At 65.9% G+C, this 24154-nt stretch carries 21 protein-coding genes and 2 pseudogenes; 8 read left to right on the top strand and 15 right to left on the bottom strand.

The window, feature by feature from the left end; genetic code table 11:
* Positions 1-343 precede the first annotated feature (343 nt).
* Positions 344-1816 carry a cytochrome P450 gene (locus tag RT2_RS17605; RefSeq protein ID WP_083577454.1) on the bottom strand — a complete coding sequence of 491 codons (1473 nt, stop codon included), beginning with the start codon at positions 1814-1816 and terminating at the stop codon, positions 344-346.
* A 373-nt stretch (positions 1817-2189) separates the two neighbouring features.
* Positions 2190-3442, bottom strand: a pseudogene (locus RT2_RS17600) (IS3 family transposase).
* A 1025-nt stretch (positions 3443-4467) separates the two neighbouring features.
* Between RT2_RS17600 and RT2_RS17590 the strand changes: the two are divergent.
* Both RT2_RS17590 and RT2_RS17585 read left to right on the top strand, forming a co-directional pair.
* Positions 4468-4824, top strand: coding sequence for a hypothetical protein (locus RT2_RS17590; RefSeq protein WP_072846094.1), 357 nt, complete (start codon positions 4468-4470; stop codon positions 4822-4824).
* Between the two features lie 144 nt (positions 4825-4968).
* Positions 4969-5469, top strand: coding sequence for a hypothetical protein (locus RT2_RS17585; RefSeq protein ID WP_072846093.1), 501 nt, complete (start codon positions 4969-4971; stop codon positions 5467-5469).
* Positions 5470-5583: 114 nt separating this feature from the next.
* Here the strand turns inward: RT2_RS17585 and RT2_RS17580 are convergent, their stop codons facing one another.
* The 6 genes from RT2_RS17580 to RT2_RS26910 all read right to left on the bottom strand — a co-directional run bounded on the left by RT2_RS17580 (position 5584) and on the right by RT2_RS26910 (position 10395).
* Positions 5584-5865, bottom strand: coding sequence for a hypothetical protein (locus tag RT2_RS17580; protein ID WP_072846092.1), 282 nt, complete (start codon positions 5863-5865; stop codon positions 5584-5586).
* On the bottom strand, positions 5862-6491 hold the full coding sequence (locus tag RT2_RS17575; RefSeq protein ID WP_083577453.1) for a 2OG-Fe(II) oxygenase: 630 nt from the start codon (positions 6489-6491) through the stop codon (positions 5862-5864). The genes RT2_RS17580 and RT2_RS17575 overlap by 4 nt, the downstream gene beginning before the upstream one ends.
* A complete protein-coding gene (locus RT2_RS17570) occupies positions 6488-7372 on the bottom strand; it encodes a GlcNAc-transferase family protein (RefSeq protein ID WP_072846090.1) in 885 nt (294 codons plus the stop codon). Before RT2_RS17570 ends, RT2_RS17575 begins: the two co-directional genes overlap by 4 nt.
* 84 nt (positions 7373-7456) lie before the next feature.
* Complete coding sequence (locus RT2_RS17565) at positions 7457-7909, bottom strand: HEAT repeat domain-containing protein (protein WP_072846089.1); 453 nt, start codon at positions 7907-7909, stop codon at positions 7457-7459.
* Positions 7910-7921: 12 nt separating this feature from the next.
* Entirely contained in the window at positions 7922-9676 is a 1755-nt protein-coding gene (locus RT2_RS17560) for an FG-GAP-like repeat-containing protein (protein ID WP_072846088.1), read from the bottom strand.
* Between the two features lie 341 nt (positions 9677-10017).
* The gene (locus tag RT2_RS26910) at positions 10018-10395 is read right to left on the bottom strand and encodes a RipA family octameric membrane protein (RefSeq protein WP_425439076.1); all 378 of its coding nucleotides are present in this window, start codon (positions 10393-10395) and stop codon (positions 10018-10020) included.
* Here RT2_RS26910 and RT2_RS17550 point away from each other — a divergent pair.
* Positions 10394-11035 (top strand): hypothetical protein, encoded by a 642-nt coding sequence (locus RT2_RS17550; RefSeq protein ID WP_169888425.1) that lies wholly within the window; start codon positions 10394-10396, stop codon positions 11033-11035. The genes RT2_RS26910 and RT2_RS17550 overlap by 2 nt on opposite strands.
* 307 nt (positions 11036-11342) lie before the next feature.
* Here RT2_RS17550 and RT2_RS26530 read toward each other — a convergent pair.
* Together RT2_RS26530 and RT2_RS17540 are read right to left on the bottom strand one after the other, a co-directional pair.
* Positions 11343-11618: pseudogene (locus RT2_RS26530) on the bottom strand (acyl-CoA dehydrogenase family protein); the annotation flags it as partial.
* On the bottom strand, positions 11593-13104 hold the full coding sequence (locus RT2_RS17540) for a long-chain-fatty-acid--CoA ligase (protein ID WP_072846085.1): 1512 nt from the start codon (positions 13102-13104) through the stop codon (positions 11593-11595). The gene RT2_RS17540 and the pseudogene RT2_RS26530, both read right to left, overlap by 26 nt.
* Positions 13105-13292: 188 nt before the next feature.
* Here RT2_RS17540 and RT2_RS17535 point away from each other — a divergent pair, with 188 nt between their 5' ends.
* A complete protein-coding gene (locus tag RT2_RS17535) occupies positions 13293-13886 on the top strand; it encodes a TetR/AcrR family transcriptional regulator (RefSeq protein ID WP_217635628.1) in 594 nt (197 codons plus the stop codon).
* Complete coding sequence (locus tag RT2_RS17530; RefSeq protein WP_072846083.1) at positions 13883-15391, top strand: carboxylesterase/lipase family protein; 1509 nt, start codon at positions 13883-13885, stop codon at positions 15389-15391. The genes RT2_RS17535 and RT2_RS17530 overlap by 4 nt, the downstream gene beginning before the upstream one ends.
* Before the next feature lie 164 nt (positions 15392-15555).
* Here the strand turns inward: RT2_RS17530 and RT2_RS17525 are convergent, their stop codons facing one another.
* The 3 genes from RT2_RS17525 to RT2_RS17515 all read right to left on the bottom strand — a co-directional run bounded on the left by RT2_RS17525 (position 15556) and on the right by RT2_RS17515 (position 18178).
* Positions 15556-16416: an alpha/beta hydrolase family protein gene (locus tag RT2_RS17525; RefSeq protein WP_072846082.1), complete on the bottom strand. Its 861-nt coding sequence runs from the start codon at positions 16414-16416 to the stop codon at positions 15556-15558.
* Between the two features lie 32 nt (positions 16417-16448).
* Complete coding sequence (locus tag RT2_RS17520) at positions 16449-17798, bottom strand: spinster family MFS transporter (protein WP_072846081.1); 1350 nt, start codon at positions 17796-17798, stop codon at positions 16449-16451.
* Positions 17799-17926: 128 nt separating this feature from the next.
* Positions 17927-18178 (bottom strand): hypothetical protein, encoded by a 252-nt coding sequence (locus RT2_RS17515; protein WP_072846080.1) that lies wholly within the window; start codon positions 18176-18178, stop codon positions 17927-17929.
* A gap of 134 nt (positions 18179-18312) precedes the next feature.
* On the opposite strand from RT2_RS17515, the gene RT2_RS17510 reads away from it, so the two are divergent.
* Positions 18313-19599 carry a PucR family transcriptional regulator gene (locus RT2_RS17510; protein ID WP_072846079.1) on the top strand — a complete coding sequence of 429 codons (1287 nt, stop codon included), beginning with the start codon at positions 18313-18315 and terminating at the stop codon, positions 19597-19599.
* A gap of 68 nt (positions 19600-19667) precedes the next feature.
* Here the strand turns inward: RT2_RS17510 and RT2_RS17505 are convergent, their stop codons facing one another.
* Complete coding sequence (locus RT2_RS17505) at positions 19668-20939, bottom strand: MFS transporter (RefSeq protein WP_072846078.1); 1272 nt, start codon at positions 20937-20939, stop codon at positions 19668-19670.
* 124 nt (positions 20940-21063) lie between these two features.
* Between RT2_RS17505 and RT2_RS17500 the strand changes: the two genes are divergently transcribed.
* A complete protein-coding gene (locus RT2_RS17500; RefSeq protein WP_072846077.1) occupies positions 21064-22044 on the top strand; it encodes a LysR family transcriptional regulator in 981 nt (326 codons plus the stop codon).
* 46 nt (positions 22045-22090) lie between these two features.
* Here RT2_RS17500 and RT2_RS17495 read toward each other — a convergent pair whose 3' ends face one another.
* Positions 22091-23689: a Na+/H+ antiporter gene (locus RT2_RS17495; protein ID WP_072846076.1), complete on the bottom strand. Its 1599-nt coding sequence runs from the start codon at positions 23687-23689 to the stop codon at positions 22091-22093.
* Positions 23690-23754: 65 nt separating this feature from the next.
* Between RT2_RS17495 and RT2_RS17490 the strand changes: the two genes are divergently transcribed.
* Complete coding sequence (locus RT2_RS17490) at positions 23755-24084, top strand: UBP-type zinc finger domain-containing protein (protein WP_072846075.1); 330 nt, start codon at positions 23755-23757, stop codon at positions 24082-24084.
* The last annotated feature ends 70 nt before the right edge of the window (positions 24085-24154 follow it).

The raw sequence follows: 24154 nt of genomic DNA, 5'->3' as shown, positions 1-24154 counted from the left end.
ACGAGTTGTTGTAGGTTCCGGAGCTAGATGACGTTCTCCGGACTAATCAGTCCGCTATTTGCCATGGTTTCGTCCTATATGTCGTTTTGGGTGGCATATCGATAACGGAAGCCACTTGAGCTGCGGCACCGCATGCCAACGAATTTCCACCTCGGATCGCCAGGCTGTGGAGCCTGGACAGGTCCCCCTCGACCAAGGGCCGAATCTCACGATTCACGACCTCCTGCACGGCGCGCTGCAACACGGCCGGCGACTGGACTGACGCGTGGGAGGAAGCCCTTCGTTGCCGCGCGCTGGGCGTGCGTGCGCATCGTGAGCTCCTTGGATTGGCGCAGTTACCCCATCACAGCCGCCGCAGCCCGAGTCGGAGGCCGACGGGTTTGAGGGTGAATTCCTCCGCGACCTCGAGCTGATAGCCGGGTTCGGGTTCAAGGTCGTACCGATGCAAGATGAGTGCCAGGGCCAGCACGGTCTCGTGCAGGGCGAACTGGCGTCCGATGCACGAGCGCATCCCGGTCCCGAACGGCTTGTAGATGCCAGCCGGCCGACTACGGGTGCGCTCGGGCAGGAAGCGATCCGGATCGAAGGCCAACGGATCCTCGCCCCACACCGGATCCCGGTGCACCTGCAGGGTCAGGGCGAACATCGCTTGGCCGGCCGCGACCGTGTACCCGCCGAGGGTGGTGTCCTGCTTCGGTTCGCGGAAGAAGCCCGGGGCTATGGGCCACAGCCGCAACGTCTCGTCGACTACACGCCGCAGGTACCGCAGCTTGTGGATGTCCCCGAACTCGGGGTCCGGGTCGGTGTCGGCCGGCCACAACGAGTGGAGCTCGTCTCGGGCCTGGTCCGCGACATCGGGATGGGTCGCGAGAAGGTGTAGCGCGAACGACAGTGTGCCGGAAGTGGTCTCGTGTCCGGCGTTGAGGAAGGTGAACACCTGGTTGCGTACGTTCTCGTCGTCGAGGAACTGTCCCGTCTCGGGGTCGGCTGTGGTGAGCATCAGCTGTAGCAGGTCATCGAATTGACCGCCCGGGTCCTGGCGGCGGGACTGGATGACGTCGTCGATGACCTGCCGAACGTAGGTCATGTCGGAGTTCTTCTGGCGGATCTCGCCGCGGTGGACGATAGCTTCCATCCATGGCACCGGGATGCGGTAGGCGGAGCGGCCGAGGAACGCGAAGAGGCGCGACACGGCGGCGGCGTACGGGTCGGGCTTGGTCCTGGTGAATGGATCGAAGTGGTAGCCGAAGCCGATGCGGGCGATCGTCTCCAAGGTGAGCTTGCTCGTGTCGGTGTGCACGTCCACGGTGCCGTCGTGGGCCCGTTCATCCCAGTACGCGATGAGCCCTCGCACTGTCTCGAGCATGGTGTCGTGGTAGCACTTCATCGCGGACAGTGCGAAGGCGGGCATGAGGATGTTGTGTGCCCTCGACCAGTTCGATTCGGTGCTGTACGCGCTGAACAGGGCGTCGCCGGCTAGCTCCCGGGCCGCCTGAATACTGAAGCCGATGTGCTTGCCGAACCGTTTCTCGTCGCAGAGTTCGGTGTACTGGGCCGGCCCGGAGACGACCGTCAGGTGCTGGTTGAAGATCTTCGTGTCGAAGATCGGGCCGAGGCGGCGGGTGAGGTCCACGAAGTTCTGTGTGGGCCTGGCGGGATCCGCGGTGAGTAGGTCTCCCAAGATGGGGATTCGGTGCGGCGGGTGGGGGAGGGTGCTGGTGCTGTGCGCGACCGCACGTCGATTCCGAGACCTAGCGGGATTCGGTGTGGTGTGTTCTGCCGGCAGCTGCGGCGGTGCGGCGTGTTGCTTGTTCATGACGTGTTCCCTTCCTGGCGGGGAGCGGGATCTGCAGCCATTCGTCAATCTTTCACTTCCCCTGTCGCCACGACGCGAGTAGTCGACTACCCCAGTTCGGTGCGCGACAACTGTTGCACTGCGCCTCGGAGTCGTTGGGTGGGACCGAACCTCTCAGAACCTGCGGGAGTTTCCCGATGTGAGCGGCATCCGGCTGACGAAGCGCCGCGCCTTCCGACAGTCGACTTCGACCTGGACTTGCGCGAAACGCGCGGGTCGTCGCCGCGAACAATTTGCATACTGCGTCGAAAAAGTCTGCGACACAAGACTGCATGGTATGCCGTGTAGGTTCCCATCGGCCCGCACCATGAACCGTCCCGGGCTCTTGCCGCTCCTATGCTGGCGACAACTCCGGCTGGAGGGTCGATGGTTGAGCGTAGTAGATCGCCTCGAATTCATCGGGCGTGATGCAACCGAGGGTGCTGTGCAACCGGCGAGTGTTGAACCAGTCGACCCACCCCATCGTCGCGAATTCGATGTCGTCGATTGTCTTGATCGCCCCCGGCAGGAACGGGCTGCGCTTGGAAACGGCCTCGGTCTTGAACAAGCCGATCGTCGACTCCGCAAACGCATTGTCGTACGCGTCTCCGACACTGCCAATTGACGCCACAATCCCTTCCAGCGCAGGGGTTTCCGCGAGGGAGTTGATGTGTATTGACTGCCGGCATCGCGGTGATGGATCAAACCGTCATCTACGGCATGGCCGCCGTGGTCTCGGCGCCACATGACATCTTCAACGCCGTCGTGACCATGGCCGGTTCCTTCACGGTCGCCGCGTGCCAGCCGACGATCGCCCGGGAGAAGCAGTCGATCACGAACGCCACGTACACGAACCCTGCCCAGGTCCGGCAGTAGGTGAAGTCGGTGACCCATTTCCGGTTCGGAGCCTCGGCGGTGAAGTCCCGATCGAGCAGGTCCGGGGCTCGTCGACTGTTCTTACCGCCCGGGATTGTCGTGCGGTGCCGGCGGCCGCGGACGATGCTGGACAGGCCCTCGTCGCTCATGAGCCGGTCGACGGTGCAAGCGGCGACCTGGTAGCCGTTACGTCGCAGGTGGGCGGTCATCTTGCGCCGCCCGTAAAGCCCCTCGGCGGTGTCGATGGTGCCCAGTAGTGCGTTCGTCAGGTACGCGTCGGTCACGACCCGTTCCGACGGTGGTGCGGGTTTCCAGGTCCGGTACGTGCGTTGGGCGACCTTGACGCCGCGCTCTGAAAGCACGGTGCAGATCGACTCGACCCTGTAGTTCTGTGCACGCATGTCGTCGATGAACTGGCAGATCAGAGGCGGCGAGGGTCGAGTTCCCTCGCGAAGAAAATCGAGGCTGTCTTCAGGATCTCGTTGGCTTCCTTAAGGTCTCGCACTTTTCGCTCGAGGGCCCTGATCCGCTGCTGCTCTTCGGTGCTTGCTTCCGGAACCTGTTGAGCATCGATCTGCGCCTGCTTCGTCCAGTTCCGCAGGGATTCGGGTCCGATGCCGAGTTTGGGTGCGATGGCCGGCAGGCGGCGTGGAGGGATCGGTACTCGTCGCGGTGGTCGAGGACCATCTTCACTGCTCGCTCACGCTGCTCGGCGGGGTAATGCTTGGGCATGGTCTGCATCCTTCACAAGAAGGTAAGCGGCATCAAACCCGGGACGGTTCATGATGTGGCCCCGACTCGGGGCAGGACTGTGGAAAAGGACATCTTCGCGCGGAATTTCGGGGACAAGTGTCGTGGAAGATCTTGAAAGTCCCAGGACGATTCGACAAGTAGATCCGGTCCCTTCAACCACAAGAAATACTAATAAGCAGCGAAATGATGAGCTGGACCTCCTGACCCACCAGCAACACCGCACACGCGCAGACACAGTGGCCGCCCGTCCCCAGTAGGGGTGGGCGGCCACCGGCCTTTCCCGCCGACAGCAAGAGGAAAGGACGCTGTCCGACGCTGCATCGCAAGGCATTCGACCGCCGCCGCAGGCCCACATCAGCGACAGCGCACGACCCGACGGGAATCCGTCAAGGTTGGGCAGCGCGTCCCGCTAATCCCCGCTGCAACTCGACAGGCAGCTCCTCCTCCCAGGCGCCTGAGTCCGGCGGTCAGTAGGTCTACGCGGAATATCTCAGATGGATGCGGAGGGCGTGCCGGGCGATGAGCCCGGCGATCGAAAAGAACTGCAGCCATGACCGTTTGTTTCCCCCAGTCGGGCTGGGCAGCCCTCGAACGCGAATTCCGTGTATCGGAAGGTTCTGCAGTCCAGGTTCTTTCGCGGTCCGGATGGTCGTCGCAGTAGGTGGTGTTGGTGACGAGAGCGGTCAGACGCAGCCCGTCGTCGACGGTGACCCGCAACTGTGCGCCGGAGAGCGCGACGTACCGGGGTGCTCTGCGATCTGCCGGGTTGCTGAATCCTTATGGCCGCACTGGGAGCCATGCCCGCACCGCGGTACGCCGATTCCCCTGGCGGCGTTCATGAACCGCGCGTCCCACTTCTACCCGCGGTGCCGGCGACTGCGGTCACTTCCGGTCAGCCGGTCGAGGCAGGGTGCGGCAGCATGAACCAAGAGTGCCGCGCCTGTTTCCGGCGGGAGTTCGATGGTTGGATCGCCAGCAGGACAGTGACGCTCATTGGAGTGTGAATGAGCTACGACTTCGGTATCTGGAAACGGGCTGCGACGACGAAGACCGCTATGGTCCTCGACGCCTGGCATGCAATTACCCAGGAACATGGACATCCGGCGATGGGGGACTTCGACGCAGAGGCGGTCCTTGCGGAGATCGCTGCCCTCTTCTCGGACGAGGCGACGGATCCTGACAACGCGCTGATCGCGAGTTCGGGTCGAGATGGCGAGACCACATGGATCGTCATCCATGCCCCGCATTCGGCGGTTGAGCACTACACAGGCGTCCTGATGGAGGTGGCACTGAGCCATGGCCTGATGCTCTGGGATCCGCAGCGAGGTGCCGTCTGGGGTAATCGACGACCGCCGAAGTAATCGGCCTAGCCCCGGCCGAACTCGCCGGCCGATGGGATGTTGCGTGGAGCCGTCTCGGTAGCTCGCACTGTGCGAACAGGGCATCGTCCGCGACCGTCATTGTCTTCCTTGCGGAGGGACACGCGACGACACAGTATTCCGGGCATGGGATTCTCGCTGATCTTCGTCCGCGTCCAGGGAGACGAGCAGCGCGACGCGGATCGCGATGCCGTCGCCGCCTTCCTCGAGGCGCGCGGCCTGCGCGCGATGGACAGCGACGGCCAAGGTTCGCTTCTCGTCGATGCGGACGGGCAGGCGCTCTCGTTCGACGGCCACTGGACCGACCTGTACCTCGACCCGCTCGATCAGGAGGAGCCGCTGAGCGGTGGGATCGATCACGCCTCGCTGTCGGAGGAGGAGACGACATTCATCTATGAGCTGTGCGTCGCGGCGGGATTCCTCATCGTCAATCCGCAGGGCAACCCGACCTATGTCGTCGCCGGCGCCAACCATGCCCCGGAAGATGTGCCGGACCCGGAGGACATGGACTGGGTGAACAGCGCTGCCGAGCTGTGGCAGGCGCTCGCCGGCAAGTTCGACGACTTCCGCGAATGGCGTGACCGCGTGGTCACGCAGTACGCGGACGGGCGGGCCGACGGCGAGTAGCACCCGCCGTGACAACGGGACCTAGTCCGGGAGCCCATACCGACCGTGTGCCTCGGCATCGAGTGCCGGCGCCACTCCGCCCCAGAACCATGCGGGTGGCAATCCGTTCGTGCTTCAGTGCGGGTCGGATGGACGCTCGTCGAGCGCCTTGCGCAGCTTCGCAAGCGACCGGCTGATCTCGAGCAGCTTGCGCATCAGCTCGGCATTGGTTGGTTCGTCCAGCTGCACGCTGGTGGGCGGGCCGACACCGCCGGGGGGGCTTCCGCCGTCGGGGCTCGCCACCATGCCGTGATACTTGCGCAGGATTTCGGCTATCACTTGCGGTCGCTCGCGCAAGTCGAGCAGCGGGCCGTACTCGGCGATTATGCGGTCGACGAATTTCTTCTCCGTGATCATGACACCCTTCCCTGGCCGGGGTGCTGGCGCGCCCACGTTGTGAGTACCGACTTGCGCCCGCGACGGACCGGCTGCGCGGCGTGTCGCATGTCCGGGTCTGCCAAGCCGTCGGACCGGAGGTTCTGCCACAGAACAAGCCGACCGGCGACGGCACCGACACGGACACCGAGGTACGGAAAGACCGTGGCCCCGCCCGCGCCAGGGGTGTATAGGTGCAGCCGGATCGTCGTCACCCGCTCACCCTCGGGATCGTCGGCGAACAGACCCGCGTCATGGTGCAACCGAAATCGTCCACGATTGCGGTACCGCACCGCCTGCCAACGCTCGAGTGTGCGGCGGCCGGTCCCCAGCAGGCCGCAGACCCGACCTTCGATCCTTCCGAGTTCGGCGAGCAGGTCGTCACTGAACCATCGGTCGTCGGTGGATTCACTGACGCGCTGCTCGCTCCGATACGAGACGAGCGCGCCGTCGACGTCCCGCCGAACCACCACGCTGGGATGCCAGTATGCGAAATCGAGTTCGCTGCATAAGAACTCACAGGTTCGCGCGTCGACGAATTCGTCCACCCAAACCAGTCGGTTGGCGCGCAACTCGTCGAGCACCGACTCACTGCACGTTGCTGTCATACGACCAGCTCCGTGAGTACGAAGTCCTGGTAGTCAGCCACGCTGCGTTCGTCACCTAGATCTACGGTGGTGGGCAGTCCGAGAAACAGATTCCGCATCAACGCAAGCGACTCACGGTGTTGTCGTCCCCAGTTCGGATGATTATCCCAGTGCGGAATTCGGCTGGCGCGGTTGTAGCAGTGCCACCCGACGATCCGATGCGGATGAAACATGTCGTAGCCATGAGTGAATGCCCGGAGCCCGGTTACGAGTTCATCGCCGAAGAAGTAGATCCTCGGATCGAAACGGACGTCTTCGTTGAAGGCGCCCGCGGTGAACACGAAGTGCAGCGAGAGGAACTCCGCCGGGAGCGGCCTGCTCAGGGTCGTCCAGAAGGGGATCGGGTAACTGGTCAGGCGCGTGAGAATCCCGTCCTCCCGTGCCAGCGGCGACATCTGGTACGGACGTTTGCGGCGCCCGCCCGGCTCCCGGTCCGGATCGTACGCGGGTAGGTATCCGGTCAGCAGTGGCCTGCGAACACCATCCGATCGGAGCTGGCGATACATCTCCAGGACAACGTCGTCCCAGTGGCGGACGAACCGGTGATGCGAGTCGAGCAGCAGCGTGAACGGCTCACCGTCCCAATATTCCTGGGCGATCGAGCGCGCCCAGTTGCATCCCTGGCTCTCGAGGGCGTCGATGTTAACGACGCGGACACCCTGAAGTGATGTCACGTCGGCCGGCAGGCGCTCGTCGGCCGCGTGCTGCCAGACGACTGTCGTGTTCAGCGATTCCGGCCTTGCCGCTTTGTGGTAAAGGTCACGCAGTGTGGCGGGCAGCTCACTGTCTCGATATGCAGGAATCTGCACGAAGATTCGGCTGTCGGAACCCCGGGTTGACACACCACATCACCTCACGCGTCTGTCGCGTCATTGATCCATGCGGCGACATCCCACAGCACTTCGCGTTCGCCGCCGGGTTCGACTTCAGTTGCCCATGTGCTCGACCTGGGAACGTGCAAGTCCTCGGAGTACGTCGTCGGAGGCCGAGATGGCCGCCAGCCGGTCCTTCACCTCCTGACCATGCTCGTCCGACACCGATTTGATTGCGAATTTCCGCACCCCGACATCTCCGTCGTCGAGGAGCCTGGTGAGGATCGGGTCGGCGGTCGCGGCCGGGATCCGCCTGCCGGCGACGACAGCCAGTGCGACGCGTACTTCCCCGCGTTCGTGAGCCGCGACACCCTGGAGAACCTCCAGCGCCTGCGGTGTACCAATCCGTGTCAGCGCGTATACCGCCCGCGTGGCCATCCATGCCTCGTCGTCGTCGAGCAGAGTTTCGAGGAGTGGTACGTCACTCGGCCCGAGGTCGGCGTACATGTCCTCGTCGGGCTCAATTGCACCGAGCTGGGAGCGGAGCTCCTCGATTCCTTTCGCCATGGTTTCCCTCCTCTAGAAGGGTCGGGTGAAGGCGGATGCCGCCATTGTCGCGACCTCCGACTGGACGACGTCCGGTGGCGCATCAGTCCACCCGACATTGGGGAACATAAGGAACCGGCTGTTCGTCGCCGGCGGATTCGCCCAATGCCGTAGTCCCAGCACGTGGCCGACCTCGTGGGCGAGCAACCACCGAGCATTCGACTGCACAACCGCCACACCCGGCTGGTTGGCCGGATGGGTGGCGCATCCCAGCAAGTTGGTAGCCATCGCGGCATTGGTCAGCGACCGCACGACGTACACCACGAGGTCGTTGGCGCCGGCGCCGTTGCGGTTGGCGAACAGTGTGTTGTGCTCGGCTGTCGGTTGACCCAGCTGGCAGGGTCCCACATCCAGATCGACCACTGCCGACAGGGCAGCAGTACCACTGAGATCTTCGGTCGTGCCCTGATAGACAGCGACCCCGACGTCCCCGAACAGCTGTTCCATCTCCTTGAACTGGCTGTCGATGAACGTGTTCACGGCCGCTGACGGTGCCACGAGAGTCTTGAAGTGGACGACGACGAAGTCGAAACACGGTCGGCGGCCGCCGAAGCGGTTGTCCACGGTCTGCAGGTTCCAACCGCCGAAGCGGGTACCGTTGGGTGCCATGACCGGCGACGCGGGCGCCGTCCCGTTGAGCGACAGGACACCAAGTCCCCAGGGGCTCGTGGCGACGACCTCCGCACGGCCGTCGCCGTTGTAGTCCGCGGCGGGGCCGAAACGGTTGTTGCGCGTGTCGACAACCCACCCGCCGAGCCGAACTCCGTTGGCCGCCATCACGGGCGTCGCCGTTGTACTACCGTTCAGCTTGAGGACTCCCATCCCCCAGGGGCTCGTCAGTAGCAGTTCCGCGCGTCCGTCGCCGTCGAAGTCGGCGGCGGGACCGAACATGTTGCTGGCCGTGTCGACGATCCAGCCGCCGAGTCGAGTGCCGTTGGCCGCCATCAGGACAGGCCTGAAGGTGGTGCCGTTAAACTTGAGAATCCCTATGCCCCAAGGGCTGGTGACGAGCAGCTCCGCACGACCATCCCCGTCGAAGTCGGCGGCTATGCGGAAGTAGTTGTCGCTGGTCTGCAAGTTCCAGCCACCAAAACGGGTGCCGTTTGGTGCCAGCATCAGTGCACGCATCGTGTTGCCGCGCTGCTGGAGCACTCCCATGCCCCAGGGACTCGACACCAGGATCTCCGTTTGACCGTCCCCGTTGTAGTCCCCGACGGGACCGAACCTGTTGTCACTCGTCTGCAGGTTCCAACCGTCGAAACGCGTGCCGTTCGGCGCCATCATCGGGGCAGCAAGTGTGCTGCCGGCCAGCTCGAGGATTCCGATTCCCCAAGGACTGGTGATCAGCAGCTCCGCGCGCCCGTCACCATCGAAGTCCCCCACCTTCTCGAATCTGTTGTCACTCGTTTGCAGGTTCCAGCCACCGAAACGCGTCCCGTTGGGGGCCATCATCAGTGGGGTCATCGTGGATGCACGCTGTTCGAGGATTCCGATCCCCCACGGGCTTGAAAACACGATCTCGGCGCGACCGTCACCGTCGAAGTCGCCTACAGGGCCGAACCTGTTGTCGACGGTCTGCAGGTTCCAGCCACCGAATCGGGTTCCGTTGGGGGCCATCACGGGTGCGCGCATCGTGTTGGCGTCCATCTCCAGCAAGCCGAAACCCCATGGGCTGGAGATCAGAAGTTCTGCATGCCCATCGCCGTCGAAGTCGTCGTTCCGAGACATTCGAAACACCTTCCCTCGAGAACCCAACCACAGCTCGTGCGACCGAGACCCGGCCCCGGCTGCGGTGACGACAACTGCCTGTCTCATGGTCGTCGCAGTCGGCGCCACGCACATGAGTAGTGGACTACTCGACTTCTTCGATCTACACGACGCGGCCCGGCTCGAGGCCATCGGAAACCGTGCCGTTTCGCCCGAGCACGCAGGGACAGACACACATCGAGGGCGCCGGCCCGCGGGGACGGCTGACAGGTCCGCCGGGCTGGCCGCGCTTTCCCGATCCTGTCGGTGGTCGCTGCAATCAGTGGAAGGGTTCGCGTGCAACCAGAGTCCGACGCAGGAACTCAGGCGAGTACAGCGGTGAGGAACCCCGAGATGTACGCAAGCGCGAAGAGAATGGGGATCCACTGCTCGATGTCGGACAGGGGCCAGTACCGGGACCGATCGTTCCCATCACCCAGGGCCCACCATTCGGCACGCCAGAAGGGGGAGGCCGGGAGTCGTTCCTCAAGGGCGCCGACGATCTGGTAGTTGGCCCTGTTCAGGAGCCGGTAGCTGCGAACCAGGTAGAACCAGGCGAAGCACTGACCGAGGATTGCGGCCAGGGGGATCGCCAGCCACCACGCCTTGTCCTGCGGGGGTCTTCCCGAAGGCGGCGCGGTCCATCGCCTCGGTGACCTTGCCCCACAGGTCCGGGCTGGCGGACCTCGCGCCGGGAGCATGCCGAGCAAGGGGCATCGCACGGCCGAGCCGTATGCGGCCGTTCCGGAGGACGCGGTCGATCGCGCCGTGGCTCACCCACAGAAAGGTGCACGCCGGACACGACGGCCCAAGCCCGGTCCAGGTGTCGCGAAGGTCAAGGCAACACGCGGCGTGGAGACTGAAATTGACGACGTCCACAACGGCCGGGTGAAGTTGAAGTATCGGATCGAAGGTGATTGGTCGGGTCCGCGCCGCGTGTTGGCCGCATCCTTGGTGAGTAGCCGAACGCAGGGCTCACTACTCGAGGCGGTCACGGCCGGCGATGATGCCGCGAGGGCACTCGACGGTATTCAACGGCAGTTTCTGGAAACCGGCGCCCAATCACCGCTGCATGTCGATCAGTTGGTGGCGTTGGGACACATCGCATCGACGAAGTGGACCGATCTGCGGCTGGGCAAGCTCGATGTCGACATGGAGAGGTGGCAAGTGGCGGACCTGGACTTCCTCGAACTGTCCACCCGAGTCGAACCGAGAGATGGCGAAACCGCCGATGAGTTCACGGCGCGCGCCACTCGCAAACAGCAAGAGTTCACAACGTCGGTGCGCGAATGCGGATTAGCGGTCGCTGACGATGTCAGCAACAAACTCAGCGGGTTCTAACTGCGCTCGCAGGGGTTGCGGGATGACGCAGGTTGAGGGCGACGAATGCGGTTCGCAGGGGGCAAACGACGGGGCCACCAGGACGGACTGCGAGCCCAGTAGGTTGAGGGAGAGGCGTCGGCAGCGGTGACCGACGGAACGGGCGCGGCCACCACACCGACGGTGGTGGGCGACCCCGATCGGACGAATGCCGACACGACGAGCAGCGGCCTCAGGTTCATGCAGGTGATTGGAAGGCATGACGCCGGAGGAGCACGCTGCCCGCATCCGCTCGCTGGGACTGCCGGAGGTAGTCGTGCGCATCGCCCTCGATGTCGACGCGCGCCTCCGCGATCGAGTCCTGAATGTTGGCGTTGTCAGCGATCGGCTTGCCGAATGTGGCCCGCGACTGCGCACGTCGGCACATCAGTTCCAGCGCGCGCTCGGCCACTGACCCCGAGGAGACGGCAACAGAGGTTGACCGGGTGCCCGGTGTGACGAGGGAACCGATCGCCGACTGAGCGACTCGCAGATCACCCCGCGGCGGTCGTTCCGGCCCCTCGCCGGCGTGGCTGTTCTCATGCCGAGACAGCAGCGATGACACCGTCGGGTATGGCGATCGCGCGTTTGAGGATCTTCCCGGTGGCGCCCTTGGGAAGTTCGTCGACCAGCCAGATGTGCCGCGGGTACTTGTAGGGCGCGACACGTTCGCGGACGAAGATTCGCAGTTCCGCGGGCGTCGTTCGTGAGCCGGGCCGGAGCACGACGGCAGCGCCGATCTCCTCGCCCAGGGTGGGCGCGGGAATGCCGATGACGGCGGCCATTTCGACGTCGGGGCACTCGTAGAGGACCTCTTCGATCTCGCGTGGGTAGATGTTGAATCCGCCGCGGATGATCAGGTCCTTCTTCCGGTCCATGATCCAGTAGTGCCCGTCGGTGTCGACCCGGCCGAGGTCGCCAGTCCGGAACCAGCCATCCGAGAGCGCTGCCGCGGTGGCGGCGGGCTGACGCCAGTAGCCCTTCATGACGTTGTGGCCGTGCACCGCGAGTTCGCCGACCTCCCCAACGGCCACTTCCCGCCCGTCCTCGCCGAGGACTCTCATTCTGATGCCGTCGATCGGCGTACCGATACTGCCGGCCTTGCGCATCGCGTCCGGATGGTTGAAGCACGCCACTGGTGAGGTCTCCGACAGCCCCCATCCTTCGAGGATCGTTGTGTCGAACTGTTTCTCGAAGGCATGCAGCGTCTCCACCGGCAACGCCGCGCCGCCGGACACGCAGACCCGCAGCGCGCTCAGGTCATAGTCGGCATGGTCGGGGTGCGCGAGCAGCGCGGCGTACATCGTCGGCACGGCGACGAATACCGTGACCCGGTCGCGGGTCAGGACCTGCAGTGCATCTGTGGCGTCGAATCGGGGTAACAGCGTGAGGCATGCGCCGTGGGCGATGGCCGAGGTCAGGGTCACGGTCTGCCCGAACGCGTGAAACAGCGGCAGGCCTCCGAACACGACGTCGTCCTCGGTGAGCTTCAGCAGGTTGGTGCTGGTGACCTCCTGATTGCGCATGAGGTTGTGATGAGTGAGCTCGGCGCCTTTCGGCTTGCCGGTGGTACCCGAGGTGTAGAGGACGACCGCGGTGTCCGAGGGTTTGCGGGGCTCCACGGCGGCCTGGCCATCATGCAGCGGCGACCGGTTCAGTGTCGAATGCGTATGTACCGTAACGCATTCGACGTCAGCAAGCGCCGCGCCGGGAATCGCCTCTGCGGCCTCGTGCCAGGCGAGCAACAGCGCCGCCGTGCTGTCGGCGAGTTGGTGCGCGACTTCACGGGGTTTGAGGAGCGGATTCATGGGCACCACGATCGCGCCGGACCGCAGGATCGCATAGTAGGCGATCGCGAACATCGGGACATTCGGCACCATCATGGCGACGCGATCGCCGGATCGAACCCCGCGCTCACGCAGTTCGAGCGCCAGTATGGTGCTGGCCGTCTCCAGTTCGGCGTAGGTGAGTTGCTGCTCGCCGCAGATCACCGCGATCCGGTTGGGGTGCCGCCGGGCCGAGGCCGTCAGGGTGGTTGCCAGATTTGTCACGCTTGTAGACCTGCCGATCGATCGGTTGTCACTGTGAAGTGCCTAACTATCGATCCACCTCCCGTACGATGTCAACCGATCGATCGTTAGGAAAGCAAAATCGGAGCCGAACGAAGGAGTCTCGCGTGGATGTGTCGGTATGGAAACCGCGGCGGGTGGCCGCAGGGCCCGTCGAACTACCTGAGGGCGTGACGTCTGCCGGAACGAGGGGGACGATACTTCGAGCCGCACTGGCACTCTTCGCCGAATCCGGATACAGCGCGGTATCCATCCGCAAGATCGCCGGCGAGGTCGGGATCAGTTCGGCGAGCCTGTACGCGCACTACCGGTCCAAGGAACAGATCCTGGCGGAGCTGGTCCTGATCGGACACCGCGAGCTGCATGCACGGCTGACGAACGCACTCGCTGCCGCCGAGCCCACCGCGGTGGCCCAGCTGTCGGCGCTGGTCCGCGCACATGTGCTGCTGCACACCGAGTTCCCCCTGCTGGCCGTCGTGACGAACTCGGAGCTACACGCGCTACCGGAAGAGTTGGCCGCCCCCGCGTTGGAATTGCGGTCGTCGTGCAGCCGACTGCTGCTCGATACGCTCGAACTCGGTGTCCGCGACGGCGTCTTCCGGATCGAGAGCCTCCAACTGGGGGCGATAGCAATCGGCGGGATGTCCATGCAGGTGGCGCAGTGGTTCGGGCCGGACGAGCCGTTCACCCCGGACGAGGTGGCCGACAACTATGTTCGCTACGCCCTGTGTATCGCCGGAGCGGACGAAGGAGCGGTGCGATGACGCGCGCCGTGCAGAGCACGGTTGTCGCCACCGCCGCCGGAGCGGTCCGCGGCCGTTCGGACGAGGCCACGGGTGTGGTCTCGTTCAAGGGCATTCCTTATGCGGCCGCACCGGTTGGTGCGCGACGATTCGCACCACCCCAGCCATGTCCGCGGTGGGACGGCGTGCGAGACGCGAGCGGGTACGGGCCCACGGCACCAGCCTCCCCGTACGCGCCCCCATATGATGCGCTGATCTCCGAAGTGTTCATCCCGGGCGAGGACTACCTGAACCTCAACGTGTGGACCCCGGACCCGAACGGCACGGCGCCGGTGATGGTGTGGATCCACGGCGGTGCGTTCACCAACGGATCCGGCTCGGCGACCGTCTACGACGGCACCGCATTCGCCCGCGACGGTGTCGTCCTGGTGACCATCAACTACCGGCTCGGCATCGACGGGTTCGGGCATCTGCGCGGGCAGACCACGAATCTCGGCCTGCGCGATCAGATCGCGGCGTTGCGCTGGGTCCGCGACAATATCGCAGCCTTCGGCGGCAATCCCGAGGAAGTCACGGTGTTCGGCGAATCGGCAGGCGCGATGAGCATCGGCGCGCTGCTCGCCGTCCCACAAGCCGAAGGCTTGTTCCAGCGTGCAATCCTGCAGAGCGGTGCGGCCCACCACACGATACGGTCCGAGACCGCCGACCGGATCTCGGCCGAACTGGCCGCGCTGCTGGGGATTTCACCGACCACGGAAGCCCTCGCCGCTGTGCCCGCGGACCGGGTACTGGCCGCCCAGCAACAACTGCGGGCCGCGGTGTCGGCCGACCCTGATCCGCGGCGGTGGGGTGAGGTGACGCGCAACCTCATGCCGTTCGAACCCGTGGTGGACGGCGAACTACTCCCGGTCGTGCCGCCCGAGGCGATCGCCTCCGGCGCCGGCGGCGACGTCGACGTACTGATCGGATGCAACACCGAGGAGTTCCGCTATTTCCTGGTTCCAGTCGGCGCGATCGACGCGGTGACACCCGAATTGTCGCGGGGCGCGGTCGCCGCGTACGGACTCGATCCCGAGGTCGCGCTGGCGGTTTACCGGGACGCCGATCCGCATGCCGGCCCCGGGGACCTGCTCGCGGCCGTCGGCACCGACTGGTTCTACCGGATACCGGCAATCCGGTTGGCCGAGGCGCATTCCGAGAACGGCCGTGGACGCACCTACGTCTACGAATTCAGCTGGCAACCACCGACGTTCGACGGTCGGCTGGGCGCTTGCCATACCGCCGAGATCCCGTTCGTCTTCGACAATCTCGGCCTCGGCGGGTTCGAGAACGTCGTGGGAATGCGTCCGCCGCAGGACTTGGCCGACACCATGCATGCCGCGTGGATCGCATTCGCGACACACGGCGACCCCGGCTGGGCGCCGTACACCGTTCGCGACCGAGCGACGATGTGCTTCGACACCGTCTCCGCCGTGCAGACGGATCCACATGCACCGCAACGGCAATTGTGGCGCGGGATCCGGTGACCACGGCTGCCTGCCTCGTCGAGTTCGGCCACGTGCCGGCGATCGCGACGAGGCACCGGCACCGCTGATCGATGCGCTCGTCACCCCGTCGAAGACCATGCCTTCGACGGGGTGACATCCGCTGTGCGCAGCGCACACAGTGCCACCAGTGCGGGACTTGACCGTCAGCCCGGGATCTGCCGGGCCAACTCGTTGCGATCGAAGTCCGAGAACTGCTGGGTGTCAGAGCAGTATCCGCAGCTCGCGCCGAAGAACTCCGTGCGGGCGTTCGGATCGTCGAGTAGCCAGTACCGCAGCCACGCCGTGCTCGGTCCGCGCATGTCGCCGCCGGAGATCGATGTGCCGAAGTGCGTAGCGCCACGCAGTTCCAGATACTCGGCGGGCACGTGATCGGCGTCCTCGTACATCGCCCGCACCACCGCCGGCCAGACGATTGCGTCGGCCTCGCCGGCGAGATAGAGAACGGGCTCGTCGATGAGGTCGACATCGTTGAGCGGGCCTGGCTGGATCGCGACGGCGGTGTCGACGCGGTCGTCGATTGCGGCATTGATCGCTGCAGACCCGCCCTGTGAGTGCCCCACCGCACCAATATGTTCCAGGTCGACTTTGTCGAAGAAGACGCTCGATGGGCTGGACGCCTTGCCCGCGATGAGGTCAATTCCCGACCGCATGGTGACGGCGAAGTTGCTCGCCGGGGTATTGGCGGCGACCACGATGAATCCGTGGCTGGCGTAGTGGCGCAACAACGAGGTGTACGCACCGGGGAGCACTCCGGTCCCGTTCCCCCAGATCACAACGGGGTGCTTCTCGCCGCGTGCGCCGAGCTCACGCGGGTAGTACAGAGTATGTACCAGCCCGATCGAGACGTTCGGCGTGTACGGCCCTGCACCCGCCCAGTCGTGCCCGACGCTCGGGATGCCGGGCGCCTCGGCGGCCGCCGTTCCGGCCGGGCCCGCGAGCCCGAGTGTCGCGCACAGCGCAACCGTCGCTGCAGCATTCGCGAACAGTTTGAGGGATTTTCGCATGAAGGTCTACCTTTCGAAGTTGATCGGCACGGTCAGTCGGCGAGACTGGACCGCATACGAATTGAGTCCACATCCACCCGACGGGTAGCGAGGTAGATGAAAACCGCGGTCAGTGCGAGCATCACCGGCACCAGGTAGAGCGCGGAGTTGAGCCCCTGGCCCGCGAACTGCGACACGCCCTGCACGCCTGCGCTGCGTGCCGCACGTTGGGCGAACCAGTCGGAGATACCGCCGACCACAACCGGTCCGGCAAATCCTCCGAGTAGGTACATCGCGGCAAAGAACAGTGCGGTGGCTGTGGCACGTAGCTGCGGAACGACGACGTCGTGAATCGCGGGATACACGCTGATGTAGAAGCCGTAGGCAAGCAGCCAGCCGAGCGAGAACAACAGGGCGAACAGGAAAACGCTGCCGCCGTTCTGCATCAGCGCCAACGCGGTCAGCGGCGCCGCGCCGGCGCTGGTGATGACGCCGATCATCAGCCGGGCGCGCGGCGAGGTGGCCGAGGCCCGGTCGGCGTAGCGGGCCCCCAGCAACAGGCCGAACAACCCGGTGAGCCCGACGACGACACCGGTGACGACGGCCGCGGACGTCAGCTTCAGTTCGTACTGCCGCATCAGGAGCGGGACGGTGAAGGAGTTGACCGCGTACGCCGCGAAATTGAAGGTCAAGCCGGCGAGGATCAGCCAGCGCAGCGTCGGGATCGACAGCAGGAGGCGGATCGGCCGCGGGACCGAACCGGTTTCTGTGATCGAGACCTGTTCAGCACCACCGCGTTCGGGATCGCGCATCCGGAGCATCACGAGTGCGAGGATGACGCCCGGGACCGCCGCGACGAAGAACGGTGCCCGCCACGAGTCGAAGGTCTCGGCGATCCTGCCGACCGTGAAGTAGGCCAGCATCAGCCCCATCGGGAGTCCGAGCATGAAGACGCCGACGGCGCGGGAACGGCGATCGGCCGGGTAGAGGTCGCCGATCATCGAGTTGGCCGCCGGGGTGAAGGCGGCCTCTCCTACACCGACGCCGAGTCGGACGAGGATGAACAACATGTAGTTGCCCGCGGCGCCGGTGGCTGCGGTCAGACCACTCCACACGAGCAGTCCGACACCGATGATTCCGGGCCGGTTTCCGCGGTCGGCGAGGCGCCCGAGCGGCAGTCCCGCGATCGCGTACACCAGGGTGAAGGCCGACGTGATCAGGCCCAACTGCAGGTCACTGAGGGCGAATTCGTTCTTGATCGGCTCGGCGACGACCGAGGGGATCGACCGGTCGAAGAAGTTGAGAAGGTTGGCGAGAAACAGGGCGACCAGCGCCCCGCTGAGAATTGTGGTGCGGCCGGTGTCCGGGGCTGGGGTGCCCGTCACGGTCTGACGCAGCGACATGGGAGTCCTCGGTGTCGAAGGGAAGGGTGGTGAGTGGGCTGGGGAGGGAGGATCAGTGGTTCGGTTCGGCGACGGAGGCGCCGTTCGCCCGTATGCCCAGTGCGGTCGGGTGCAGTGGCGCAGCGGATTCAGCGGGCACGGCGGCCGCGTGGTGCGCCCCGGCTCGCGTCGAGCGTCGTTCCCCACTGCGGGGCGATCTGGTCGATTGGTGCGCGCTGCCGGTCGACACCACGGGCGGTGAAAGTGTCGGAACACGAGGTGCCGGACGGCTCCGGAAGCGGGTTGAGGCAGCGGAGTGCCGTGGTGAACGGGTTGGCGTCGATGGCCGGCAGACAGGCCGCGGCAGTCGCGGTGCAGACGGTTCGGATCACGGAACGCACGGGGACACCTCCTGTGGTCGGCGGGCGGGCTCCATGCGGTCGAATTTGTCGATCCGGGAGTGACGCGTATTACATACTCACCGGAAAGCGACAGGTCGTCGTTGTTCGAGTGAACCGACTATCGGAGAAGTGTTGTGCCTGTAGACAAAATCATTGTTATCGGCGGCCGACCGGTCGCCGATCAGCTCGCCCAGCGCACCCACACGATCGTGGCGGAGACCATCGCGTTGATTTGGCGGCAGGTGCCGTTCTATCGGTTGCTGCCGGAAGAAGCGGTACGCAGCGACGTCGCGGCGATCATCCTGTGCAACTTCGAGGCGCTCATCTCGAGCCTGCGGTCGGCGCAGGCGACGGGCGACGAGGGATTGATGCAGATCAGTGAATCGGCGCGGAGGCGGGCGGAGGAGCTGGTTCCGCTGGCGGATGTGCTGCACGCGTATCACCTCGCTGTGGAGCACTGGTGGAACTTGATTGGTGACCTCGCCGGACCCGAGGACACCACTGACCTGTCGCGGGCCGGGGCGCTGCTGCACAAGCACCTGCGGGCAGCCACCACCGCGGTGTTGGCGGGTTACGGCTCCGATCCGTCGGTTCACGGCGAGGACGACCCAGCGCGGCGAGAGTTGTTCCTGGAGTTGACGTCCGGATCGAACTCAACGGGAGCGGCGGAGCGGTTCGGTGTCAATCTTCCGCGCCTGTACTGGGTGCTTTCGCTCCACGTCGAACCTCACCCGGACGAGCGGTCAGCCGATATCGATGCTGTGGTGGCAGAACGCCGGAAGGTACGGCGATTGCAGCGCGAGCTGGACAACGTCGGCCGAGACCACGCGTTGAGCATGCTCACCAGCAGCGGCGGCGGTGTCCTGATCCCGATTCTCGAGCCCGACCCGGGAGTGGACGACTGGCAGGACAGCCCTCAGTACGCGCAACTGAGCCGGAACCTGCGGGACATGGAACGGACGATCGGCGCCGAGGTCCTGACGGCAGTGTCGGTGGCCGCGCCACAGGAAGTGCCACAGGCGTACGAGCAGGCCCAGGAGGTCCTCGACGTCGCCCGCCGCTGCGGGCGCGGCAATGGCACCGTGCGACTCCGGGACCTCGCGCTCGAATATCACCTGACCCGGCCGAGCGCAGCGACGCCGTTGCTTGCGGACCTTCTGTCGCCGTTGGAGTCCCGACCGGTCTTGCTCGAGACCCTGGAGTCGTACCTCGATGCGGGCTGCGACAGGTCCGCCGCGGCTGCTGCGTTGCACGTGCACCCGAACACGGTGGTCTACAGGCTGCGGAAGGTCGCCACACTCACCGGCCTGGACGTCGGCACAGCACCGGACCTGGTGCGGCTCGTTGCGGCAGTGGCGGCGAGGCGGGTGGCGGATGTGGCTCAGGCGGCTCGAGCTTCGAGAACTGCCCGCCCGCTGTAGACCTCCGCCGGGGGCGTCGCACCCCCGGACCAGTCGTGGGCGCGATGGACTTCCGGGTCCGGGCCGGCTCAACTGGCCGTTCGAATCCCCTCGGGTGCGGCCCGGACGCCTTCGGCTGATGCGGCGGCCTCGGGTTCAGGCATGTGTGTGCGTTTGGGTAGCAGGAGTGGGGTGGCGACCAGCAGAACGCCGGAGGCAGTAATCGCGGTGAGCGAGTCGGTGAGTGTTGCGATGACGCCCCAGGCCACCATGAGGATGGCCTGGGCGAGTTTGCTGCTGACACTCCATGCAGTGAGGACCCGAGCGGCGTGATCGGGGGGAGTGCGTTGCAGGCGTTCTGTCGCGTTGATGGGGTTGAAGATGCCCATGCAGGTGATCAGCAGGCCCTCGACGACTATCACCGTGAGGAGTCCGGATGTGCCGGGTTGGGTGAAGGCGAGTCCGAGCGGGAAGATCGAGCGCAGCCAGCCGGAGAGGGTCATGACCCGGTGCCGACCGTAGCGGGCGACCAGGCGCGTGGAGAGGCGGGCGCCCGCGAACCCGCCGAGGGCAGGGATCCCGAAGGCGAGACCGTATTGCCAAGCGGGGAATTGGTATTCGCCCAGCAGGAGGACGGCCAGGAGCGGGACGGTGGCCATGATCAGGCCGCTGACTGTCACCGAGTTGAGGAACAGGCGCCGCAGGACGCGGTCGTCGAGGATGAATCGCCAGCCGTCCAGAAGGTCGGTGGCACGGAACCTGACGGCCGGATCGCGGGGCGCTGCGACATCGTCTCCGCGGATGCGGCGGACCCCGAGTGCGGACAGCAGAAAGCTGAGGGCGTCGACGGCGACGGTGACGACCGGGCCGAGCAGCCCGAGGAGCGCGCCGCCGAGGGGCGGGCCGGCCGCGGTCGCCACCCAGCTCGTTCCTTCGAATCGTCCGTTCGCGACCAGGAGGTGATCGCTGCGGACGAGGTGCTTCAGGTACGCGCCGGAGGCGGCGGTGAAGACGATGCTCGAGGCTCCGGCGATGACCGAGACGACCAGCAGTTGGCCGTAGGTCAGCAAGCCGAGGAAGTACGCGATCGGAATGCTCGCCATCGCGAGGAACCGGGCCAGGTCGGTCGCGACCATCACCGGGCGTTTCGCCCGGTGTTCGACCCACGGCCCGAGCGGGACCGCCACGATCGCCGCGACGGCGAGCCCGGTCGCCTCGAGGAGCGAGACGGCGAATGCCGGCGAGTGCAGCACCTGCACCGCGATGAGCGGGAACGCTCCGAAGGCGATCCACGTGCCGTAGGTGCTGACGGCGTACGCCGACCACAGCCAGCCGAAGCTGCTTCCCAACTGCACGCGCACGTGACTCCTCCGAGGGCAACCGATGTTTGGGTCCGCCAGATCACAGCAGCGGTACCGACGCAGGATCAAACAACTGTTTCCCGGCGAGCCACAACGAACAGTTGGGCATGCATAGGCTGAGCCGATGGACACCGAGGCAGTGCGATCGTTCGTCCGGGCGGCCGAGCTGGGACAGCTGCAACACGCGGCCAACGAGCTGGGCGTCACGCAGCAGGCCGTCTCCAAGCGGATCGCGACCCTGGAGCGGGAGCTCGAGGTCCGCTTGTTCACCCGTACCGCCCGGGGGGTCGAGCTGACTCTCGACGGCCAGGCGTTTCTGCCCCACGCACGAGGCATCGTCACGGGTGTCGATCGCGCCGTCACCGCGATCAGGCCGGGCTCGCGGGCCCTTCGGATCGACGTCCTCGGTCTGCGGTCCGCGCAGGCCGTCGTCCTGCACGACTACTGGCGGTCACATCCCGGAACCGACCTCGACGTGGTGACCCTCAAGGTCAACGACCCACACGTGGCGGTCGCCGCCGTCGAGGCCGGCGACATCGACGCCTCGTTCCGCACGGTCACCGATCCGGCCACGTTGCCACGTGAGGTGCAGATGATCCACGCGTTCGACTCCCCGCTGGAACTCCTTGTCGGCCCGAGGCATCCTCTTGCCTCCGCACGAACACTGGCGCCGCCACAGCTGCGCCGGCATCGGATCTGGGTGCCGGGTATCGCGCCGCGCACCGAATGGGCGGAGTTCTACGACCAGCTCGTCACCGAATTCGACCTCAGCATCGACGCGGCCGGCCCGCACTTCGGCGACGAAGTACTCCTGGAAACCCTCGCGGACTCCGCAGACGTGGCCACCCTCGTCGGGGCACGCGATCGGTACATCTGGCCGACGGACCACGACCTACGCCGCATCCCGATCGTGAATCCGACACTCGCATACCCGCTTTCGCTCATCCTCCCCAGAACGAATCCGCACCCCGGACTACGGAAGATCATCAACCACTTCGGAAGCCTCGCGCCGCCTCCGGAGACGACCTGGCGCCCGTCCTGGGCAACGACCCCACGCCGTATCGACGGCGACAATCCAGCGGAGGAGAAGGTGCGGCGACGGTAGGTTCTGGATCGAGACGACGGGGTGTCCGACAAGCACGGTCCGGGACCTACTCCCGGTTCAGGGTCGCCTCCTCCAGGTCGAGTTCGCGCAGCACCTGCCGCAGTACCTCGTCGTCGATTCGCCCGTTGTCCCGCTCTGCGATGAAGATGCCTCGCTCGGTGTCCAGCATCTGCAGACGCAGGGCGCGGAACGCGGCGGACGGGCTCTCGCCCAACTCGGCCTCACTGCGCCCGAGCCGCTCCCATGCCGCGTGGGCGCGGTGCTCGCTCCAGGTACGCAGGATCTCCGCGGCTCGCTCCCGGACGGCGGCGGGGTCTCCGTCGGAGCTTGCGACCAGGCTGTCGAGCACCTCCGTTGCGGCCCGTGCGGCCTTGTCCTGTGCGGCGGCCAGGGCCAGCGCGTCCTTGCGGCGTTCTTCTTCGTTGTCGACCCCCAGTCGGGTGATCAGCCACGGCAGGGTCAACCCGTGCAGGAGCAGGGTGCCCACCACGACGGCGAAGGTGATGAACAGGATCATGTCGCGCTCAGGGAATGGGTCGCCCGAATTGACGGTCAGCGGGATCGCGAATGCGGCAGCAAGTGAGACCACACCGCGCATTCCGGACCACGCGACCACGAACACCCCGCGGGGAGGCGGTGCCGGCTCCCGCTCGCGGATCCGCGCGGACAGCAGGCGGGGGAGGTAGGTCGCGGGGTAGACCCACAGCAGCCGGACGGCGATGACCGCGACGAGCACGGCGACGGAGGCGCCGACGACTTCGACAGCACTGCGGCCGTGGAGCCCCTGTACGACGCTCGGGAGTTGCAGTCCGATCAGTAGGAAGACGAACGATTCGAGGACGACATCGACGGCCTTCCACACCGCCGTGTCCTGCAGGCGAGTCGCGTACCCGGCGCGAGTCGACCGCTGGCCCAGATACAGGCCGGCGACAACGACCGCGATCACGCCGGAACTGTGCACCTCCTCGGCCGCCAGGTACGCGACGAATGGGACCAGGAGCCCGATCCCGCTCTCCATCACCGGATCCGAGAGCCGCGAACGGATCGCGGCCACGACGATTCCCACACCGATGCCGATCAGCGTGCCGCCGACCGCGGCACCGAGGAAGGTGCGCACCCCCTCTGCCAGGGTCACCCCGGTGCCGACCGCGGCGGCGAGTGCGACACGGTATGCGGTGAGCGCGGTCGCGTCGTTGAGCAGGCTTTCGCCGCCGAGCAGTGTCATGATCCGTCGCGGCAGGCCGAGACGCCGTCCGATCGCGCTGGCGGACACCGCATCCGGCGGGGCCACGACCGCCCCGAGTACCAGCGCGGCGGCCAACGGAAACTGGGGAATGGTGAGGTACGCGACGACCCCGACAACGGCGGTGGTTGCAAGCGGCAGCCCGACCGCGAGCAGCCCGATCGAGCGCGCATTGCGGCGCATCGCAAGCGAGGAACTGTCGAGCGCGGCCGAGTAGAGCAGCGGCGGTAGTACTGCGTACAACACGAGATCGGGATCGAGGGCGGTGTCCGGGAGTCCGGGGATCTGCGACCCGGCCAATCCGACCGGGACCAGCAGCAGCGGCGCCGACCAGTTCAAGCGCCGCGCGACGGCGGCGGTAAGCAACGCCGCCACCGCGACGGCGAGCAGGGCCACGTTCACGGCGGTCTCCGTCCAGCGGTCGGATGTGTAGATATCCCACCCTGCAGCATGCAGGATGGGAGGTGATGAAGAGAGCTCTGCGTCGCGCGGCTGACCGCATCCGAGCGGGATCCCCGGGTCCGGCCACCGCCGGGTCCTGCAACGAACTCGCCGCGGCCACCGGACCGGACCCTGAGCCGCGCACGCCCGGCCTCTGCGAGGAATGCGCGGCGCTCGGTGAGCAGAACTGGGCGCACCTGCGGATCTGTCTCACCTGCGGCCACGTCGGATGTTGCGACTCGAGTCCCCACCGGCACGCGACCGCGCATTTCGAGCAGACGGGACACCCCGTCATGCGCTCGCACGAGCCGGGCGAGGCGTGGCGTTGGTGCTACCGGCACGCCGAGATGGGCTGACCCTGGACGCCCACCACGACGCGTGGTGTGCTGGAGATGTCACCTCCCCCGGCCTTCAGGACCGGAGCGG

Source organism: Rhodococcus tukisamuensis NBRC 100609 (assembly GCF_001894985.1).
GTDB lineage: Bacteria > Actinomycetota > Actinomycetes > Mycobacteriales > Mycobacteriaceae > Rhodococcus_G > Rhodococcus_G tukisamuensis.
This window is presented reverse-complemented; position numbering and strand designations above follow the sequence as displayed.

What these genes read in the sequence shown, in the direction of transcription:
- RT2_RS17560 (WP_072846088.1), bottom strand. Translation starts at nt 9,676, where the DNA reads ATGTCTCGGAACGACGACTTCGACGGCGATGGGCATGCAGAACTTCTG.
- RT2_RS17605 (WP_083577454.1), bottom strand. Translation starts at nt 1,816, where the DNA reads ATGAACAAGCAACACGCCGCACCGCCGCAGCTGCCGGCAGAACACACC.
- RT2_RS17520 (WP_072846081.1), bottom strand. Translation starts at nt 17,798, where the DNA reads ATGTCGCTGCGTCAGACCGTGACGGGCACCCCAGCCCCGGACACCGGC.
- RT2_RS17575 (WP_083577453.1), bottom strand. Translation starts at nt 6,491, where the DNA reads ATGACAGCAACGTGCAGTGAGTCGGTGCTCGACGAGTTGCGCGCCAAC.
- RT2_RS17530 (WP_072846083.1), top strand. Translation starts at nt 13,883, where the DNA reads ATGACGCGCGCCGTGCAGAGCACGGTTGTCGCCACCGCCGCCGGAGCG.
- RT2_RS17580 (WP_072846092.1), bottom strand. Translation starts at nt 5,865, where the DNA reads ATGATCACGGAGAAGAAATTCGTCGACCGCATAATCGCCGAGTACGGC.
- RT2_RS17550 (WP_169888425.1), top strand. Translation starts at nt 10,394, where the DNA reads ATGCCGAGCAAGGGGCATCGCACGGCCGAGCCGTATGCGGCCGTTCCG.
- RT2_RS17565 (WP_072846089.1), bottom strand. Translation starts at nt 7,909, where the DNA reads ATGGCGAAAGGAATCGAGGAGCTCCGCTCCCAGCTCGGTGCAATTGAG.
- RT2_RS17585 (WP_072846093.1), top strand. Translation starts at nt 4,969, where the DNA reads ATGGGATTCTCGCTGATCTTCGTCCGCGTCCAGGGAGACGAGCAGCGC.
- RT2_RS17590 (WP_072846094.1), top strand. Translation starts at nt 4,468, where the DNA reads ATGAGCTACGACTTCGGTATCTGGAAACGGGCTGCGACGACGAAGACC.
- RT2_RS17500 (WP_072846077.1), top strand. Translation starts at nt 21,064, where the DNA reads ATGGACACCGAGGCAGTGCGATCGTTCGTCCGGGCGGCCGAGCTGGGA.
- RT2_RS26910 (WP_425439076.1), bottom strand. Translation starts at nt 10,395, where the DNA reads ATGCTCCCGGCGCGAGGTCCGCCAGCCCGGACCTGTGGGGCAAGGTCA.
- RT2_RS17525 (WP_072846082.1), bottom strand. Translation starts at nt 16,416, where the DNA reads ATGCGAAAATCCCTCAAACTGTTCGCGAATGCTGCAGCGACGGTTGCG.
- RT2_RS17490 (WP_072846075.1), top strand. Translation starts at nt 23,755, where the DNA reads ATGAAGAGAGCTCTGCGTCGCGCGGCTGACCGCATCCGAGCGGGATCC.